The sequence below is a fragment of the Ehrlichia muris subsp. eauclairensis genome, assembly GCF_051097115.1.
GTDB lineage: Bacteria > Pseudomonadota > Alphaproteobacteria > Rickettsiales > Anaplasmataceae > Ehrlichia > Ehrlichia muris.
This window is the reverse complement of sequence record NZ_CP118226.1, coordinates 395,328-414,758: the sequence shown is the minus strand read 5'-3', so window position 1 is coordinate 414,758 and position 19,431 is coordinate 395,328. Positions and strand designations below refer to the sequence as shown.

At 30.1% G+C, this 19,431-nt stretch carries 22 protein-coding genes; 4 read left to right on the top strand and 18 right to left on the bottom strand.

What is annotated here, in order from left to right; all coding sequences use genetic code 11:
* Positions 1-10 precede the first annotated feature (10 nt).
* On the bottom strand, positions 11-196 hold the full coding sequence (gene rpmF / locus PVA18_RS01770) for a 50S ribosomal protein L32 (protein ID WP_045804747.1): 186 nt from the start codon (positions 194-196) through the stop codon (positions 11-13).
* 154 nt (positions 197-350) lie between these two features.
* Between rpmF and tgt the strand changes: the two genes are divergently transcribed.
* On the top strand, positions 351-1,541 hold the full coding sequence (gene tgt, locus PVA18_RS01765; protein WP_045804748.1) for a tRNA guanosine(34) transglycosylase Tgt: 1,191 nt from the start codon (positions 351-353) through the stop codon (positions 1,539-1,541).
* 719 nt (positions 1,542-2,260) lie between these two features.
* Here tgt and pstB read toward each other — a convergent pair.
* The 4 genes from pstB to ubiA are packed head-to-tail and all read right to left on the bottom strand — an operon-like array spanning position 2,261 to position 5,260.
* A complete protein-coding gene (pstB, locus tag PVA18_RS01760; RefSeq protein ID WP_045804749.1) occupies positions 2,261-3,022 on the bottom strand; it encodes a phosphate ABC transporter ATP-binding protein PstB in 762 nt (253 codons plus the stop codon).
* An 18-nt stretch (positions 3,023-3,040) separates the two neighbouring features.
* The gene (gene dapB / locus PVA18_RS01755; RefSeq protein ID WP_045804750.1) at positions 3,041-3,844 is read right to left on the bottom strand and encodes a 4-hydroxy-tetrahydrodipicolinate reductase; all 804 of its coding nucleotides are present in this window, start codon (positions 3,842-3,844) and stop codon (positions 3,041-3,043) included.
* On the bottom strand, positions 3,841-4,335 hold the full coding sequence (locus PVA18_RS01750) for a flavin reductase family protein (RefSeq protein WP_045804751.1): 495 nt from the start codon (positions 4,333-4,335) through the stop codon (positions 3,841-3,843). Before PVA18_RS01750 ends, dapB begins: the two co-directional genes overlap by 4 nt.
* 46 nt (positions 4,336-4,381) lie before the next feature.
* Positions 4,382-5,260: a 4-hydroxybenzoate octaprenyltransferase gene (gene ubiA, locus PVA18_RS01745; protein WP_045805016.1), complete on the bottom strand. Its 879-nt coding sequence runs from the start codon at positions 5,258-5,260 to the stop codon at positions 4,382-4,384.
* Positions 5,261-5,525: 265 nt separating this feature from the next.
* Here ubiA and rpmH point away from each other — a divergent pair, with 265 nt between their 5' ends.
* The 3 genes from rpmH (at position 5,526) to PVA18_RS01730 (ending at position 7,389) form a co-directional block, all read left to right on the top strand.
* Complete coding sequence (rpmH, locus tag PVA18_RS01740; protein WP_082058908.1) at positions 5,526-5,660, top strand: 50S ribosomal protein L34; 135 nt, start codon at positions 5,526-5,528, stop codon at positions 5,658-5,660.
* Positions 5,651-6,010, top strand: a complete 360-nt coding sequence (gene rnpA, locus PVA18_RS01735; RefSeq protein WP_045804752.1) for a ribonuclease P protein component — start codon at positions 5,651-5,653, stop codon at positions 6,008-6,010. Before rpmH ends, rnpA begins: the two co-directional genes overlap by 10 nt.
* Before the next feature lie 65 nt (positions 6,011-6,075).
* A complete protein-coding gene (locus PVA18_RS01730; protein ID WP_045804753.1) occupies positions 6,076-7,389 on the top strand; it encodes an alanine:cation symporter family protein in 1,314 nt (437 codons plus the stop codon).
* 326 nt (positions 7,390-7,715) lie between these two features.
* On the opposite strand, the gene PVA18_RS01725 is transcribed toward PVA18_RS01730, so the two are convergent.
* The 13 genes from PVA18_RS01725 to rpsH all read right to left on the bottom strand — a co-directional run bounded on the left by PVA18_RS01725 (position 7,716) and on the right by rpsH (position 19,421).
* Positions 7,716-9,734 (bottom strand): ComEC/Rec2 family competence protein, encoded by a 2,019-nt coding sequence (locus PVA18_RS01725; RefSeq protein ID WP_045804754.1) that lies wholly within the window; start codon positions 9,732-9,734, stop codon positions 7,716-7,718.
* Between the two features lie 553 nt (positions 9,735-10,287).
* Positions 10,288-12,654, bottom strand: coding sequence for a phenylalanine--tRNA ligase subunit beta (pheT, locus tag PVA18_RS01720; protein ID WP_045804755.1), 2,367 nt, complete (start codon positions 12,652-12,654; stop codon positions 10,288-10,290).
* A gap of 49 nt (positions 12,655-12,703) precedes the next feature.
* Positions 12,704-13,108: a 50S ribosomal protein L17 gene (rplQ, locus tag PVA18_RS01715; RefSeq protein ID WP_045804756.1), complete on the bottom strand. Its 405-nt coding sequence runs from the start codon at positions 13,106-13,108 to the stop codon at positions 12,704-12,706.
* Positions 13,109-13,117: 9 nt separating this feature from the next.
* A complete protein-coding gene (locus PVA18_RS01710) occupies positions 13,118-14,236 on the bottom strand; it encodes a DNA-directed RNA polymerase subunit alpha (protein ID WP_082058909.1) in 1,119 nt (372 codons plus the stop codon).
* Positions 14,237-14,265: 29 nt separating this feature from the next.
* Positions 14,266-14,646, bottom strand: coding sequence for a 30S ribosomal protein S11 (rpsK, locus tag PVA18_RS01705; RefSeq protein WP_024072210.1), 381 nt, complete (start codon positions 14,644-14,646; stop codon positions 14,266-14,268).
* 11 nt (positions 14,647-14,657) lie between these two features.
* Positions 14,658-15,029 (bottom strand): 30S ribosomal protein S13, encoded by a 372-nt coding sequence (gene rpsM, locus PVA18_RS01700; protein WP_045804757.1) that lies wholly within the window; start codon positions 15,027-15,029, stop codon positions 14,658-14,660.
* Positions 15,030-15,087: 58 nt separating this feature from the next.
* On the bottom strand, positions 15,088-15,753 hold the full coding sequence (locus PVA18_RS01695) for an adenylate kinase family protein (protein WP_045804758.1): 666 nt from the start codon (positions 15,751-15,753) through the stop codon (positions 15,088-15,090).
* On the bottom strand, positions 15,738-17,036 hold the full coding sequence (gene secY, locus PVA18_RS01690) for a preprotein translocase subunit SecY (RefSeq protein WP_045805018.1): 1,299 nt from the start codon (positions 17,034-17,036) through the stop codon (positions 15,738-15,740). The genes PVA18_RS01695 and secY overlap by 16 nt, the downstream gene beginning before the upstream one ends.
* A gap of 39 nt (positions 17,037-17,075) precedes the next feature.
* Positions 17,076-17,546, bottom strand: coding sequence for a 50S ribosomal protein L15 (gene rplO, locus PVA18_RS01685; RefSeq protein WP_052692792.1), 471 nt, complete (start codon positions 17,544-17,546; stop codon positions 17,076-17,078).
* Between the two features lie 3 nt (positions 17,547-17,549).
* The gene (gene rpsE / locus PVA18_RS01680; protein ID WP_024072215.1) at positions 17,550-18,074 is read right to left on the bottom strand and encodes a 30S ribosomal protein S5; all 525 of its coding nucleotides are present in this window, start codon (positions 18,072-18,074) and stop codon (positions 17,550-17,552) included.
* Between the two features lie 17 nt (positions 18,075-18,091).
* Positions 18,092-18,454 carry a 50S ribosomal protein L18 gene (locus PVA18_RS01675; protein ID WP_045804759.1) on the bottom strand — a complete coding sequence of 121 codons (363 nt, stop codon included), beginning with the start codon at positions 18,452-18,454 and terminating at the stop codon, positions 18,092-18,094.
* 20 nt (positions 18,455-18,474) lie between these two features.
* The gene (gene rplF / locus PVA18_RS01670; RefSeq protein WP_045804760.1) at positions 18,475-19,011 is read right to left on the bottom strand and encodes a 50S ribosomal protein L6; all 537 of its coding nucleotides are present in this window, start codon (positions 19,009-19,011) and stop codon (positions 18,475-18,477) included.
* 11 nt (positions 19,012-19,022) lie between these two features.
* The gene (gene rpsH, locus PVA18_RS01665; protein WP_045804761.1) at positions 19,023-19,421 is read right to left on the bottom strand and encodes a 30S ribosomal protein S8; all 399 of its coding nucleotides are present in this window, start codon (positions 19,419-19,421) and stop codon (positions 19,023-19,025) included.
* Between the last annotated feature and the right edge of the window lie 10 nt (positions 19,422-19,431).

Genomic DNA, 19,431 nt, shown 5'->3' with positions numbered 1-19,431 from the left:
AAAAAACTAACTACATATCACTACTATCTACTTGTAATATCTGTTTCTCATTATAATATCCACCCAAACATATATGATGAGACAACTTGTATTCTCCTGTTGTCTTGTCAACCCCAATATTAGGAATTTTCAATCTACTGTGTGAACGGTGCATATTACGACGTGATTTTGACTTCTTTCTTTTTGGTACAGCCATTAATATAACTCCAAAATTAAAAACGTTAGCTTACATTATCATTGAAAACGCATAAATTAGCAAATATTTTTCAATTAATACCTAGCAAAAATTTAGGAAATAATTTAAATACTATCATTAAATATTGAATCTCTATTGAATCTCTTGGTTATTTATGTACAAAAATTTTAACTTTAAAATCACACACCAACACAATAATGCACGACTAGGTACCATATTTACCCCTCATGGTGTAATCGATACCCCAGCTTTTATATTCTGTGCTACAAAAGCAGCTATAAAATCCGTTGATATATCAAAAATCAAAGAATCAAACACACAAATTATATTATCCAATACTTACCACTTAATGCTACAACCTGGTGAAGACATCATTGAAAAATTAGGAGGTTTACATAAAATCACCGGTTGGAATAAACCAATGCTTACAGATTCAGGTGGATATCAAATATTTAGCTTAGGGTATGGTTCAGTATCAGATGAAATCAAGAGTGCAGGAAGAAATCGTACTTCAAGAACCTTAGTTTCTATTAGTGAAGAAGGAGCTGTATTTAAATCTTATATAAATGGCAGCTTATATCATTTAACTCCAGAAAAATCTATACAGATTCAACAAAAATTAGGTGCAGATTTAATTGTTGTACTAGATGAATGCACTCCATTTCATATCAGTTATGATTACACAAAAAAATCAACGAATATGAGTCATAGATGGGCTGTCAGATGTATCGATCAATTCAAAAAAAATAATGATAATTCCCAAGCATTATACGGAATAATTCAAGGTGGAGTTTATGAAGACCTCAGAATCAACAGCTGTAATTTTATAAATGATATGCCATTTTTCGGACATGCAATTGGTGGATCACTAGGAGCATGTAAACAACAAATGTATGACATTGTTTCACTAACAACAAGCAAACTAAATAAAAACCGTCCTATTCATCTATTAGGAATAGGTAATATCGATGATATATTTCAAGGAGTAAAAGTAGGCATTGATACTTTTGACTGTGTATATCCAACAAGAATAGCTCGACATGGTGGAGCATTAGTGAAACCAAAGCACAGAACAGAACACACACACAATAAAGAATATATAAATCTGAAAAATACAAGATTTAAAGTAGATACAAACCCTATAGAGCCAGAGTGTATATGTTTCACGTGTTGTCACCATTCAAGAGGATATATACACCACCTATTAAAAGCACAAGAATTATTAGCTTACAGCTTAATTAGCATACACAATATATATTTTATGAATAACTTAATGCAATCCATTAGGAAAGCAATACTGAATAATAGATTAGAAGAAGAACAAAATAAGTGGGTCATACAGTAAAAAATCAATCTTAAAACAAGTTTTCCGAATCAACATCATGACAAAGCACTTGTAGTGATATAGAACTCAACGAGAATTATAGAAAATACTAGTAACACTATAAATAAATTTTTAATAAAGTAGCACTAAGACAATTTTGAACTACACCACGTTCCATTAACGACTAAATTTAAATTCTCTTATCCTGATAATTCATTATCTATTACAATCATACAATTACAAATACATATACAACTATCAGGTACTGCAAAATAACAAATATAATGTTGTCATTATTTCAATACGGGATTATATAGTTTGGGTATAAATAACTTCCACACATAACAACTTTTTACATGCCTACCCCTACTAACATTGTGATAATTAACTGTTAACGCAATAACACAACCTAAACCAGTTAAATATCAGGTACTGCAATAATAATAACATAATATATCTTAACGGTAGTATATAGCTTGATTATAAATAATTCCTATAACATAAAATTTTCTCACATACTTACCACTACACCAGTATATCACATCATACAATAGACAATATTAAGTTAATACTAATCATTACAGAAAAACCGCTTTTTCTTTGCATTTTGCTTACTGTAAATCTTAAAAAAATCTGCCAGTCAGTTTATACTTCACTATTCCTCGACAACCACAAGTTACTATCATATCACATATTTTCACAAGCATAATGAATCTAAATCTATTCGATATTAAGTACTATTACAACTGATCTACTATATATCTTTGAGTCTTACTTGACTGCGGATTTTGAAAAACCTCCTGAGTAGTATTGTACTCAACTATTTTTCCAGAATCAAAAACTGCTACCCTATCAGAAATCTTTTTAGCTTGTTTCATAGAATGAGTCACTACAATAATAGTAAAATTCTTTTTTAAATTTTGAATCAAATTTTCAATCACATTTGTAGCTACAGGATCAAGAGCAGAACATGGTTCATCCATAAGTAACATTGTTGGCCTCACTGCAATAGCACGCGCTATACACAAGCGTTGCTGCTGTCCCCCTGATAATTCAAAAGCATTGTCTTTTAGTCTATCACACAACTCTTCCCACAAACCAACACTTGTTAAACTTTTTTCTACAATTTCGTCTAACTTCTTTTTATTCTTAGCTAATCCGTGTAATTTCGGCCCATAGGCTACATTATCATATATAGACTTAGGAAAAGGGTTAGGCTTTTGAAAAACCATACCAACTTTCGCACGAAGAAGAACCACGTTTGTATTAACAGAGTAAACACCTATATCATCAACATTTAAACTACCTTTAATCTTACAATTCGATATAAAATCATTCATACGATTGAAACACCTTAAGAAAGTAGATTTTCCACATCCTGAAGGACCTATAAAAGCTGTAACTTCTCTTTTATATATATCCAAACTTATATCATATAAGATTTGGTTAGCATCGTACCATAAACTTAAATTTTTAGCTGAAGCATGAATCTGCTGTGACATATTAACCCTAATTAAAAACTACTCTATAGTAGCCATCATGTCTGACATTGTATATACACCAGGAGGTTGCTTTACTAACCACAATGCAGCTTTTAAAGCTCCTTTTGCATAAAGATTCTTATTTAATGTTCTATGATTAAAATCTATCATCTCTTCATCACTCACAAACATAACTCTGTGATCACTCAAATCAGCACCACCCCTAGATACAGCGTATCCAATAGTATTAAGATCTTTTCTAGCTTCTTGTGGAGTACCTCCTACGTATTGAGCCATTTTAAATGGAACATTTCTTCCCCTAGCTGCAGCTTTTCCTAAAATTAAAGATGTACCAGATGGAGAGTCTTTCTTATATCTATGATGCATTTCCCAAATTTCAACATCATAATCAAATAGCTTCTTTGCAGTTTCTTCAACTAATCTTGCAAGTACATTAACACCAAAGCTTACATTTGTAGTCCATAAAAATGGTATATTCTTTATATAATCTTCAAAAATCATTTCTGTAGCAGCTGGACCAGTAGTACCACTTAAGAGAGGTTTTCTCTTGCTTTCAGCCATTTGGATACATTCCAACAGTGTTGTAGGATTAGTAAATTCCACAACAATATCTGAAGCATCAAAAAGATATTCTAAAGAATCAGTAATCTTGGCGTAACAATCACATCCTACAACTTCCCCTAAGATTTGTCCGACATGTGGATTACCTAGACGAACAAGACCAGCACTTACTTGAGCATAAGGACTTGCCGATATTTCATTAACTAACCGTCTGCCTTGCTTCCCCAAACAACCCACTATTCCTATGTTTACTTTTGTCATAATACACTCCCTATAACCATATATTTACCTTTATAATACACTAGTGGTTTATCGTTACTATTCAGCTTTGAACAACTTATAACTTCACCAACTATAATCTTATGGTCCCCACCATCATACACATGTTTTTTAGCACAATATATATACGATATTACCCCATCAATAATTGGAATACCATCCATAACACTATAATTAAAATCTTTCCAATCTTTTACGTCAGACTCTGCAAAATCTTGAGATATACTTTTTTGTTTATCACTCAGTATATTAACAATAAACCTTGAACATGTGTGAAATATCTCAAACCTAGAAGCAGATTTCTCAATTGAAAACAATACCATAGGTGGAACTAAAGAAACAGAATTAAACGAATTAACAGTAATTCCATGCATACTGCCACTACGACTAACTGTAGTCACAACTGTTACACCAGTAACAAATTCACTTAAGCAAGACTTAATATAAGCCTTAGAAAAATCACTAACCCGCATTTATCTACATCACCACCACACAACTACAGTACTACTTAAAAATCACTCAAAGCACCCTACCAAGCACAATACCTAAAAACAAAATTAACCCTACATATATATTCACTTTAAACATATACATACATTTTTCCGGGTTGTCAAAATCTGATTTTTTATACTGATAATAGAAAATTACAACAATAAGCAGAATTGCCATATAAAAGATAGGATGCAATACAGAAATTATACCAGCAGAAGTCCACATCGTAACAGTAATCATATATAATCGTCCAATCCACAATCTAACATCACTACCAAATTTTATTGCAGTAGATTGCAACCCCAACTTGATATCATATTCTTTATCTTGTAAAGCATATATGGTATCATAACCTACTGTCCAAAAAATACAACCTATATAAAGCAATACACAACTCAATGTTAAATGACCAACGGTCATAGTACATCCCATTAATACTCCAACATTGAAAACCACTCCAAGCATTAACTGCGGCCAAGGAAAACATCTTTTAGCTAACGGATACAAAATAATTAATATCATTGATATCACACTAAGTTTAACAGTATACATATTAGTAAATACAAGCAATATGCATGCACACAATAAAAGTATTATCAATATTTTTAATGCTTGAAAAACACTTAGATTATTATTTGATAATGGCCTATTTTTTGTTCTTTTTACTTCCGCATCTATTTTTCTATCAAAAATATCATTAATGATACATCCAGCTGGTCTCATGACAAATGCTCCTAAAGAGCATAAAAGCATATAACCGCAAGCCTTTAATACATTATGAGATACTAAAGCTATACTAGCTGAAGCAGGAAATATCAGCAATAAAATTACTTCTATACTATGTAACCTCAATAACAAACGATATTCTCCAAAATTAGATATAATATCTTTCACTTTACACAACATATATCCTCTTAATATCAACTGAGATGTAGAAAGTATATACACAATCAACCACTTAACAAAAAATAAAAAAAACCGTATATTCACCTCATTAGTTAATTATGATTTTATATCAGTAATTGTTAGTATTCTATAGAATAACCTTAGTCAAAAACTAAATAAATTATTCTTTTATCTAATAAAAATTGCCAAACTCTTTCTTGACAAATACTATCACACCATATAGCCTTTAAAAATATAGTTTTAACACTTATTAGGAAATTCTAACATGAAAAGGACTTTTCAGCCTAGTAGAATTGTACGCAAACGTAGGCACGGCTTTAGATCAAGAATGTCAACTAAAATGGGAAGAAGAATTTTAAATCGCAAACGTGCTCAGGGTCGTCGTGTTTTATGCGCTTAAAAGGTATAGTTACAGTAAAAAAAAGAAAGTGTTTCCTATTTGCAAGAAATAATGGTACTTCTGTAGGAGGTGGTGGGTTATTTTTACAAGCTGTTAAAGAGTCTAATGGTCCTTTAGAAGGTGGGTACGTTAGAGTTGGATTTACAGTAAGTAAGAAAGTTGGTAAAGCTGTTATACGTAATAAAGTCAAAAGGCGTTTTCGTGCATTGGCACAAAGTATTCTTGTCAAGCATGCCATTAGAGGGTACTATTATATATTAATTGGTAATAGATACACACCAAAAGTAAGTTTTAAAGAGATGTCATTGAGGTTGGTAAGTTACCTAAATGCTCCACGTTTACACTCTTAAAAGATTTTAAATAACTATTTTGATGTCATAAAAGTTTTTCTAATTTTAGTTTGCATGAAGTAGCTATGAATATGTTAAATTTAGTGTTATCTTTTCCAGCAGTGTTTTTGCTGTTATTTACTGGTATTTATTTATCAATAAAATCCAAATTCTTACAAATTACAAAACTCCCAAGTGCGATATCATTAATCACAATGAAAAAATATCGCGATAAATCCTTTTCTATTGCTGCACTATGTACAATAATAGGCGGAAATTTAGGTGTTGGAAATATCTCAGGTACAGCAGTTGCATTAAAATCAGGAAGTCCAGGATTTGCTTTATGGATGGTCATTATAGTAACCCTATGTTCAATCATCAAATATACAACTTGCTATTTAAGTATAGAAACACGAGTAAAAATTAATAAGCAATACATTGGAGGACCAGCTATATACTTTAAACATGCATTCAACACAAAAAAAGCTGTAACAGTTTTTACTATACTTATGCTTATATGTTCTATTACAATAGGTAATTTTGTTCAAGTTAATTCTCTATCAATACCAATGGAATTAATTAAAAAACCTCCAATAATAGCAGGATTATTCATGTGTGTAGTATTCTTTGCTGTTACAATATTAAGACTGGAAATCATTACAGCATTAATTTCAAAACTTGTACCAACAATGGCTATAGCATATATAGCATTAGCATCTTTTGTACTGTACAAATTTAATGAAAATATTATACCTTCTATAAAATTAATTTTTTCTAATTTCCTCACATTTGAAAGTTTTAAATCAGGGATGATAGGAGCATTTATTCTAGAAACATTTCATATAATCCAAGTAGGAACTCTTAGAGGTATATTTGCAACAGACATAGGACTAGGACTAGAAGGTATGATTCATTCTTCTATAAATAGCAACAGTAAAGACTTCAATATACATCAAAGTTTTATTTCTTTAATCTCCCCATTTATAATAGTCATTATTACATTGATCACAACTCTTGTTATACTTGTCACTAATACATGGCTTGGACCTCTCGAAAGTACCAACATGTGCATAGCCGCTTTTAGATCTGCATTTGATTCAGAATATATAAATTATGTTATCATAATAATCATGTTTTGCTTCTCATTCACAACTATTTTCACATGGTTTGTCTGTGCTAAAAGCACTTTATATTGTCTCACAGATGGAAAAGAGACTTTATGTATAAAAATTTGGAAAATTCTATATACTATAATAATACCAATAGGAGCACTAGGAAAAGTGCAGCTTCTGTGGGACATAGCTGATATTTCTATATCACTGATATTAATTAGCAATACTGTTGCTATACTAGTACTGCTACCAAAATACAGGAATATATTTAAATGCAGCCTCAGCTAACGAATCATCAAAGCTAATATAGATGTTCTAAGTTCAAATCCTTTTTATTGGACTAATTTTTTAAAAATAACATCCTACTAACAAATATAAGCTGAGAACAAATATTCTTATTAGTACCTGAATAGCATATTACTTATGTATTCCATATCCTGCTACCAGATATACTAATCTTTATCTCTTATTTGTTAATTAAGGCAACATAATAATGAACTATACCCATATAACCCACTACTAACAGATGCATTGTTAAAAACAATAAGATAATTTCTGAACAATATATGCTAAGAACAAACAACTCTCATGTAGTGCGTCTGAATAGCATATACTTATGTATTCCATATCCTACTACCAGATATCTTATCAATTTTTATACTGTTATTCGTCACCCAAACAACATATGACTCCCTAATATCACTATAATCAATATGTTGGGTTATGCATTTATCTGGATATATGAATTTCTTCCCTTGTACAATTAAGTCTACATTTAGACAATTTCTCATTATATAATCAGCATTATAAGCAATTAAAACATTTTTTCCTAATTTGCTATATATACACCCTTCACTTTTCTTACAAGATAAGTATTTATTACTTCCAAAATAAGGCCTTAACATTTCTCCCTGACCATTTTGTCTTGCCCATGTCAAATTTACAAAACTTGTTAAATGAGCTTTTTGATTGATTGCATATAACTTACCATCTGACTCTTTAACTACAATATTATACTGATTCACTATAACATCAGGAGTTATATAGTTAATACCAATAAAAACACCCAATACAATCAGTATTAATCCATAAAATCTCACACTTCCCTTCCATAAGCATAGAAATAAAAAGCCTAAAGTAATAACCAATATAGATACTGAAGAAAAAGCATGCAATAACACTATCAAACCATTTATTTTAGAAATATACTGAGTTATATGTATAAGTACCCTGACCGAACTTTCTACCATCCATGAAATACAGAACTCTAAATTAACAATACCCAATACAATATATAACAACCCCAATGGCATTATAAAGAATGTTGTAATTGGAATTGCAAGTAAATTAGCAAAAACACCTGCTATAGAAAAATAGTTAAAATGATATATTACATAAGGAAGTGTAGCTAAACTTGCAATTAATGAACTTAAAATAATTGATAAAAAATACTGTAGTATATTATTCATCATCACTAACCTTAAAAAAATATTACGACTAGCAACAAGAGCAAGTACAGCAGCAAAGGACATTTGAAAACTTGGACTTAGCAATGATTCAGGGTTAATTAATAATATAACAAATGATGCAATTGCTATAGAACACAAATTATTATGATTTCGATCAATTAAAACACCAATAAAAATACAACTCACCATAATAAAAGCACGCTGAGCTGATACAGGCATTCCAGCAATCAATAGGTAAATTAGACTCATAACAATAGCTATAACAGCAGAGATTTTCTTTATGTTGTATCTTTCCGCAAATCTTGTAAACAATACTAATAAATTTCTTAATAAAGTAAAAAATAACCCAGCAATAAAAGATAAATGTAATCCAGAAATAGCAAAAAGATGAGCTATTCCTGTATTTCTAATAGCATCCATTATATCATCTTTAATACCTTCTTTTTTCCCTATTAATAATGCACTTAATATATTAGCACTATCTTCTGTTAAGCTTCGTAGAAGTATTTTATATATACCAAATCTTACAAGTTCTATATATTCTATAATTTGTCTATTTCTATTTTTTTTTAATAAATATACATTACTAATTGTAAAACCTACCGCACTTATATTTTTAAAATATGCTATACGCGAAAAATCATAAGAAAATGGAGATACAGCAGCTGATGGAGGATAAATAATTGCAGAAAATTGTACTATATCACCTATTACAATCCTATTATCCAGTTTAGTACGAACTTCTAATCTAACACATTTTATCTTGTATTGACTATTTTTAATATCACAAACAATTAATCTCTTATACGATTGTTTAGTACTTATTTCTTTTACTCTAGCAACAACATTCCTTACATATACCTGATGTCGTAATGTATTCCTAACAAAATAATGTGCTTTTACTTGAACACTAATAAATCCCAATACGACAAAGAAAATTGATAAAAATAAAATACTATACTTTTTCAAACAAATAAAAACTAAACTTACTAATAATAAGCATGCAAGATATATTAACAAATCATCTTGTGGTTCCCTATTTAAAGAAAAGTATGCTATTATGCCAACCCCTTGTAATACTGGTATCCAAATTATCAGCATGCTTTTATTGTCATTAAGATTCTTATATAACAACAGTATTATTTTTTTAATAATTACATTCATTAACAATATATATTTAATAAATGTTAAAATATTAATATATTTTATTTTATAAACAACTTAATATTTACTACATATCCAATACTAAATACTGTGATTCAAAATATATTCTATCTATGTAATCTTGAATAAGCATTATATATCTTCCTATAAAATTATATGACAACAGTAAATTGGCTGTTGCAACCAAGATTAAAATTGATAAAACATCTAATAACAAGAAAACTTATGAGTTTTAACTGTTTATGTATGTATCATTCAAACATTCTAATAAGAATATCTATTTTAAACGTGTACTTATTAGCATGGTATTGTTTTCAAAAACTAGCTTTTACATTTAATAACAAGTACACATTAATTATTACAGATCATACAGTTATATTGATATTGAGATATTACTTAAGTGATAAATATTAATAAATTTCCCCATGGTACTTGCATATTATATTTAAAAATTAAAGATATAATCTACTATCTTATGCACCCCAGTGTGATATAAACAACATTCGTAAATATTAAATAAATGAATATCAAAAAGACACACAATTTTCACAACTTAAAAAGATCTTAATACTCCACCAAGTTCCTGAGCTACAGCATTAATTATCAAATCAGACGCATCTTTTATTTCTTGATCATTTAATGTGTGATCAACAGGCTTGAAAGTAACTGATAATGCAACAGATAATTTATCATCACCTATATTATTTCCTTCATATAAATCAAAAACTGCAACATTATCTATTAAGGTAGTATTACTATTTTTGGTAACATCTATTAAACGTTGTACACTTATATCTTTATTAATTAAAAAAGCAAAATCACGTTTTACACACTGATAACATGATTCTACAAACTCTTTACGTACTAAATCTATTTGAGGAATTTTATACAAAAATATCTCAAAACAAACTATTGGACGTTTTATTTCATATAAGTGCATAATATCAGGATGTAATTCTCCAAAATACCCTAGCAAAACATTGTTAAAATATACATCTGCAGACTTCACAGGATGAAGATATGATCTGTCAGATTTTTTAAATTCTACAGCACTAGACTCAATATTTAATTCTTGTAATATACTAATAACATCAGATTTGACATCAAAAATATCAACAGATCTATCAAGTTTATAAAGATTGCGTGGAAAATTATTTCCATATCTGACGCCACCTACTACATAACTGTTATTACTACATACATTATCAATACTATAAACTTGACCTATCTCAAAAATAGCTATCTCACTATTTCCATATGCTTGATTCTCAGAAACAACCTGAAGCAAATTCAATAAAATACTTGGACGCATTAAATTTAGCTTATCACTAATGGGATTATCTATTAGCAATAATTCTGAATCATATCCTAATTTCTTAGCAAATGTTATATTTGTAAATGACCAAGTGATTACCTCCATCAATCCTTCAGCCAATAATACTGATCTTAATCTATCATAACAGTTATCGGTAATATCGACATGAGAAATAGGTATAGGTTCTTCAACTATTTGATCATATCCATATAACCGAAGAACTTCTTCTATAACATCAGAATGATGCTTAATATCAGATCTCCATGAAGGAACTGTCACTTTCCAGACACATCCATTACTATTATCTATAATAAAGCCAAGCTTAATCAAAAAATCAGAAATTTGTGTTACTGAAATATCAACATTTCCCACTTTTCTTACAGACTCTAGAGGAAAATCTAATTCAACATCATTAACTAAATAATTTTCATCAGAAACAACATCAAAAGACTTCCCACCACAATATTCCAAGATCATTTTTGTAGCTAAATCTAGCCCAGTTTGCAAAAATTTAGGATCAAGAAATCTTTCAAAACGATAACTAGCATCAGTAGATAACTTAATTTTTCTTGAAGATAAAACAATATCTACAGGATTAAACCATGCAGATTCTAAAAAAATATCCTTTGTATCTAATAAACAACTACTTAATTGAGACCCTATTATTCCAGCAATACCATGGACATTATTATCTAAGTCAACAGCTATAATATTTTCTGCACCTAAAATGTATTTTTTATTATTAAGAGCAGAAAATTCTACTTGATGCTCAGCTTTTTTAAAAATCAGTTTCTTCGTTATTTTACTTGCATCATATACATGAAGTGGCCTATTGAAAGACAGCATAATATAATTTGTTATATCAACAACAAATGAAACTGAATTTATCCCACATGCTAACAAATAATCCTTTAACCACTTAGGACTTTCACGATTTTTTATTCCTTTAATATATCTTCCCTTAACTATTCCATCAACTTGTACACAAACTCCAATTGGGGAAGTATTAGAATCAGTAGAATTACTAATAACTTGATGATCTATACACCTCAATTTCCCTATACCAGCAGCAACTAAATCACGAGCTATACCATATACTCCCAAACAATCTCCACGATTTGGAGTAATGTTAACTTCTATTACTGGATCACAAGGAAAAAAAGTATCTCCTACATTACAAGTAGATGGCAATTCAATTATTCCATCGCTAGAATCATTATAGTTTATAATTCCTAATTCATCCTTAGAGCATAGCATACCATAACTTTCAACACCTCGCAGTTTTACCACATTAATCACAGATTGATTTTTTGGAATTACACTACCAACATGTGCTAAGACAGATTTCATACCAGCTCTTACATTAGAAGCGCCACATACGATCTGGAAAGTCTCCTTTCCATCAAATACTTTACACACCCTTAACTTATTAGCTGAGCGATGAGGAATTACTTCTAATACCTCAGCAACTACAAAAGTCCTTAAATGATCGCAATAATCTACACTACTTACTTCTATACCAATATCACTAAGCTTCTTAACTAGAGAATCTAAAGAAACATTTGTATCAAGATATTGCCTCAACCATGAAAGTGTAAACCTCATAACCAATCACTTTAGATAAAAAACATGAGAATACTATAAAAATACAAAATTAAGAACTTTTATTATTACTTTCAACAGTTGCTACCTGTTTATCAACAAACTCTATAATTGCTATAGGTGCACTATCACCTTTACGAAATCCATTCTTGATAATCCTAGTATACCCACCATTTCTATTTTTATAACGTACTGACAATACATCAATTAACTTATCAGCTGCATCAGGATTTTTAATTTTAGAAATTAACAACCTTTTTCCATAAACTAAATTTTTTTCTTTATAGACCTTACCAATGGTAATAAGCTTTTCTACATAAGGACGCATTTCCTTTGCTTTAGGTAAAGTAGTAGATATCCTTTCATGCTTAATTAAAGATATACATAAATTCAAAAGCATAGACACTCTATGAGCACTGGTACGAGAAAATTTTCTATGAGCAACACGATGCCTCATAATATAACCTCATTCTTCACTATATTGTTTACTTAAACTCTCAATGGACTCAGGAGGCCAATTCGCAATCTTCATTCCTAAATGCAAATTCATACTTGCTAAAAGCTCATTAATCTCATTAAGCGACTTTCTACCAAAATTTGGAGTTCTCAACATATCAGATTCAGTTTTTTGAACCAAATCCCCTATATAAGTAATATTATCATTTTTCAAACAATTATAAGACCTTACTGAAAGCTCTAACTCATCAACTTTACGTAATAAATTAGAATCATAAGGTAATGTATCTTTAGTATCAACTTTCTTATGAGGCTCATCAGTTTCATCAAAATTAATAAATGGTTGAAATTGATCTTGCAAAATCCTTGCAGCTAACGCCACTGCTTCATCAGGTAAAATAGATCCATCTGTTTCTACAGACATAATTAATTTATCATAATCTGTAAACTGGCCAATACGACTACTTTCTACCTTAAAAGATGCCTTTTTTATAGGACTATAGAGAGCATTAGTAGCAATGAAATTTACTGGTATATCACCACCAAGCTTAGTAACTGATTTACGCTTTACAGCCGGAACATAACCTTTTCCAGCATTAACATACATCTTTATATTAAAATCTACATCCTGATCTAAAGTACAAATTAATAAATCCTTATTAAGTATAATACAATCATCAGTATCAGCTATCATCCCAGACCTTACTTCACATGGTCCTTTTACTTTGAGAGATAAAACCTTACTATTCATACCAGAAAGTTTTATTCTCATCATGCTAATATTCAAAAGAATATCTGTGACATCTTCCCTAACTCCAGAAATTGAAGTAAATTCGTGCAAAACATTTTCTATTTCAACTCCATAAACAGCAAAACCACGTAAAGAGGACATCATAACTCTTCTTAAAGCATTACCTAAAGTTAAAGCAAAACCACTTTCAAGAGGTTCAATAACTAAATCTGCCTTATTCGGAGAAGTACCATTAGGAACTACCTTAATAGAAGAAGGTTTAGTCAATTTACTCCAATGGTCACTCATTGATATATAACTTACTCCACTAGAGTAAGCATTACCTACTGTATAACCCGAATCTTGAGCAATAGAATTAGAATCCTCATCAAAAATCACAACAGAACCTCACATAGTAACAAATATACCTAAACTCTACGTCTTCCTGGAAGTTTACATCCATTATGCGGAAGCTTTGTAGTATCTTTAATAGAAGTAACATTTAAATTACAAGCCTGCACAGCTCTTATAGCTGCTTCTCTACCTGCACCAGGACCAGAAACTTTAATAGATACTGTTTTCATCCCATTTTGTTCAACAACTGTTTTAACAGCATGACTTGCTGTTTCTTGTGCTGCATAAGGAGTTGCTTTCTTAGAACCTTTAAAGCCACATGCCCCAGCAGAAGTACATATTAACGAATGTCCTTGCTGATCTGTAACTGTCACAATGATATTATTATAGGTAGCATGAATATGTACTACCCCAACTACAACATTTCTCTTTTTCTTTTTATACACTACACTCATAATATACCTTGTTATTTTTTCTTAGCAGCAACTGGTAATCTTGATCTACCTTTACGAGTTTTAGCATTAGTATGAGTCCTTTGACCACGAACAGGTAACCCCCTCCTATGCCTTAACCCTCTATAGCATCCTATATCAGTTAAAAATTTAATATTCATACTAACTTCTTTTCTTAGATCGCCTTCTACTATATAATTCTCTCTAATAAAATTCCTAATTCTAATAATCTCATCATCATTTAAATTCACAACGCGAACATTATGATCGATATTACAACCTTCACAGATTCTATTAGCTAAAGAAAGACCAATACCATATATATAAGTTAAAGCAATAACTACACGCTTATTTGTAGGAATATTTACTCCAGCTATACGCGCCACTAACTCTCCTCCACAAGATAACAAATGTTTTGTAATATAGCAAATATGCAGATTAACGTCAACCAATAATTAAAGGATCTATTTTGTCTTTTATATCACAAGTAACTTCTTCTATTGACTTACCTGCATCAACACACACAATCTTACCACGATAATAATTCTCTAATTTTTTTATCTCTTTATTATATTGATTTACTCTTTTTATGATAACTTCTACTTTATCATCACAACGATAATCTAGTTGATTGCTTTTACAAAACTTACAAAAAATCTCATCTATTGTTTTATCAAAAAAATTTAAATTAGAAACCTGTCCACAATTTTTACATAAAATACGGCCATATAACCTATTCTTTATTGTTTCTAGATCTAATTGCAATTGTATTACTATATCAATCCGACCATTATACTCTTCTAAAATTTCTGTCAAAAATCTTGCTTGCCCTAAATTTCTTGGAAATCCATCTAATAAAAACCCATTCTTTACCTTACTAATAGATTTAGCAAACATTTTACAGACTATATCATCACTCACTAAATCACCAGATTCCATAACCTGCTTAATTCTTCTACCATCATCAGTATCAAGTTCTACTTCATTCCTTAATAAATCTCCTGTTGAAATTACAGAAATAGTACTATAACTTTCCGACAAAATACGGCATTGTGTACCTTTACCAGATCCAGGAGGACCAAAAATTAATATATTTATTTTATTTTCCATAGTTCAGATTTTTTAATTAATGTACTATACCTGCTTGAATATAAATGTGTCTGCACTTGAGAGAATGTGTCAATTATTACGTTTATTATTATCAAAAAGCTAGTGCCTCCCAAACTAAAAGAAACGGAATAGTTATACCTTATTAATTCAGGAATTATGCAAATAATTGTTAAATAAATTGATCCTAAAACAGTTAATCTCTTTATCACATAGTTAAAGTACTCACAAGTACCATTCCCAGGTCTTTTCCCTGGAATAAAACCTCCATTTTTTTTTAAAATCTCTGATGTTTCTTTCGAATCAAAAACAAAAGCTGTATAAAAAAATGCAAAAAATATTATTAATAATGCATAACATACCATATACAGTAACTTACCAGATGAAAAATGCATTAATATAAAATCAGACCACGGAGAACCTTGATGAAAATTTGCTACTGTGCTCGGAGATAATAATAAAGCATTAGCAAAAATAGGTGGAATTACTCCAGAAATATTAATTTTTAACGGAATATAAGTAGAACTACTACCATATAACTTATTTTTAACTTGTCTCTTAGGATACTGTACTAATATCTTTCTATAAGATTTTTCAATAAAAATAATTAACAGTAATAATGCAAAAAATATTAGAAGCATTAATAAAATCACAAATATTGGAACATTACCATTTTTACCTAATAAAAACATAGAAGAAAAAGATCCAGGCAACTCAGCTACTATACCTGTAAATATAATCATAGATACGCCATTACCTATACCATTTTTACTAATTCTTTCCCCTAACCAAAGTAAAAACATTGTACCACCTAACAGACTACTGATACCTACTACACGAAATAATATACCAGGGTCAATGACTACAATACTAGCTTCTGTATTCATTTTCTCTAATCCAAGTAAAATAACAAAACCTTGAACTAAACAGAAAAAAATAGTCATATATCGTATGTAACTATTAATTTTAATTCGTCCCAACTCACCATTTTGCCTAAGATCATTTAATTTTGGAATAGTTACTGATAATAGCTGAACAATTATAGAAGAGACTATATATGGCATAACATTTAATGCAAAAATAGTCATCCTACCTAAAGCACCGCCAGAAAATACATTAAAAATTCCTAAGACACCTACAGAATGTTTTGTAACTACTGCATCTATTACATCCGGATTAATACCAGGAATAGGTATATATGTACCCAAACGGTATATAATAAGACAGAATAAAGTAAACCAAAGCTTACCTAATAAATTATCCTTATTCCAAGATAGTAAATCCATTTTTTGTGACATAAGACTACTTAACTATGAATTTAAATATTATTCTTTACTTTCTGATACATTACTTAACAAAGTAACCTGTGACCTCGCTGATTTTGAAATAAAATCATATTCAATTGCCACTGCAGTATTCAATTTACCATTTCCAAGAATCTTAATTTTTTCTTGAACAGAAGAAATAATCCCTAGATTAAATAAAATTTTTTTCGTAATTACAGAAACATCTTCAATCTTTTTACTATCAATTAATCTCTGAATTGTAGAGAGATTGATTATTGAATACCTATCTTTTAATAGAGAATTAAACCCTCTTTTAGGCAATCTGGTAAATATAGATTGTTGACCACCTTCAAATCCGTTTATAGAAACTCCAGATCTTGCTTTTTGTCCTTTATGCCCACGACCAGAAGTCTTACCTTTCCCGCAACCTATACCTCTACCTAACACCTTAGATTTTTTCTTTTTAGGTAACCCGCTAAATATATTATTTAATTTTATAACTGTATCCATAAATTACCTATTTTCAATAATATCACCTATCTTCCTACTCCTTTTATTAGCTACCTGCTTCGGTGATAGCATTTTTCTAAAAGCAGCAAAAACAGCATATACAACGTTATGTGGATTTGAAGATCCTATAGATTTTGCTACAACATCTTGCACCCCTAAAACTTCAAAAATTAAACGTATAGAACCACCAGCTATAATACCTGTACCCACCTTAGCTGACCTTAACATAACTTTACTTGAACAAAACTTAGCTTTCACATCATGATGCAAAGTCCTAGATTCACGTAAGTGAACTCTGATCATATTCTTCTTAGCAGCATTAACAGCTTTGATTTTAGCTTCAGATACTTCAAGATGTTTACCTATTCCACAGCCAACTTTACCTTTTTCATCACCTATAACTACTAACACTGAGAAAGAAAACCTACGGCCACCTTTTACAACTTTTGCGACCCGCCTCACAGAAACTATCAATTCAGAAAAATCATTAGAACCATGAACATTTCGTGACTTCTTTACAACATCCATATTATAAAACCTATTTATTAAAACTCAAAACCATAATTCCGCAATTCATTCGCAAAATCAGAAACTATTCCCGTATACTTATAGAGGCCTCTATCGAAAATAAATTTTTTACAATTATCCAATTTATTTAATCGATCAGACATCAACTTTGCAACAACCTTTACAGAATCACTGTTAACCTTCCTATTAGTTAAAGCAATAACTTCACGTTCTAAAGTAGATGCTGAAGCAAACGTTCTACCACATTTATCATCTATTAATTGAACATAAAAGTGCCTATTTGATTTGAAAATAGATAACCTTAATAAAGATGAATTTCTCTTTAACTTTAATCTAACACGCCTTTTACGCCTTTCAAGTCTAGTACAATTATATACCATAATTTTAACCACTACCTCATTTACTTTTTCTTATTAACTTCTTTCCTATGAACATATCTACCTTTAATAGAGATACCTTTACCTTTATACGGATTATATTTCCTAATTGAACATATATCAGATGCTACCATATATACTTTTTGTTTATCAAAACCCTTAACCAATATTTGAGTGGGTTTAACACACTGAATAACAATACCTTTAGGGATTTTATATTTTACACCATGACTAAAACCCAATGATAAAGATAAATATTCACCGTTAACCTCAGCTTTATAACCAACACCGTTAACTTCAAGTTCAACTACTAATCCTTGAGATAAACCTATGGCATAATTATTAATTATACTTCTGTAAGTTCCCCACATTACTCTCGACTTGATAGACTTATCACTAGTACGCAACATAATCTTGCCATCAGTAATATCACAAAGAATACCATGATTTAAAATCAATTTTAATGAATTCTCACTATTCTTTAAGATAAGCTGATTATCAACTAAATCTGCCTGAACATTACTAGGAACTGCTATAGGCACAGAACCAACCCTTGACATTAATTAATCTCCTAAAAAACACCACATAAAATTTCTCCACCAACACCAGACTTACGAGCATTATAATCTGACATAATTCCTTTAGACGTTGATATTATATATAAACCTAACCCATTATAAAACTTAGGCATATCTTTAGCTGAACAATAGCACCTTTTACCTGGCTTTGATATTCTAGCTATCTGACTAATTACAGGTGCACCATTATAATATTTAAGTTTCACTTCAAAAAATTTTATATTAGAACTCTTTGACTTTTCAACAAATCCATCTATATATCCTTCTGAAAGTAAAATTTGTAATATAGCATGAATAACACAAGAATAAGAAACCTTTATCACCTTATTCATACTTAATTGTCCATTGCGTATACTTGTTAAAAAATTAGCAATAGGATCTGACAAAGACACTACCAACCCC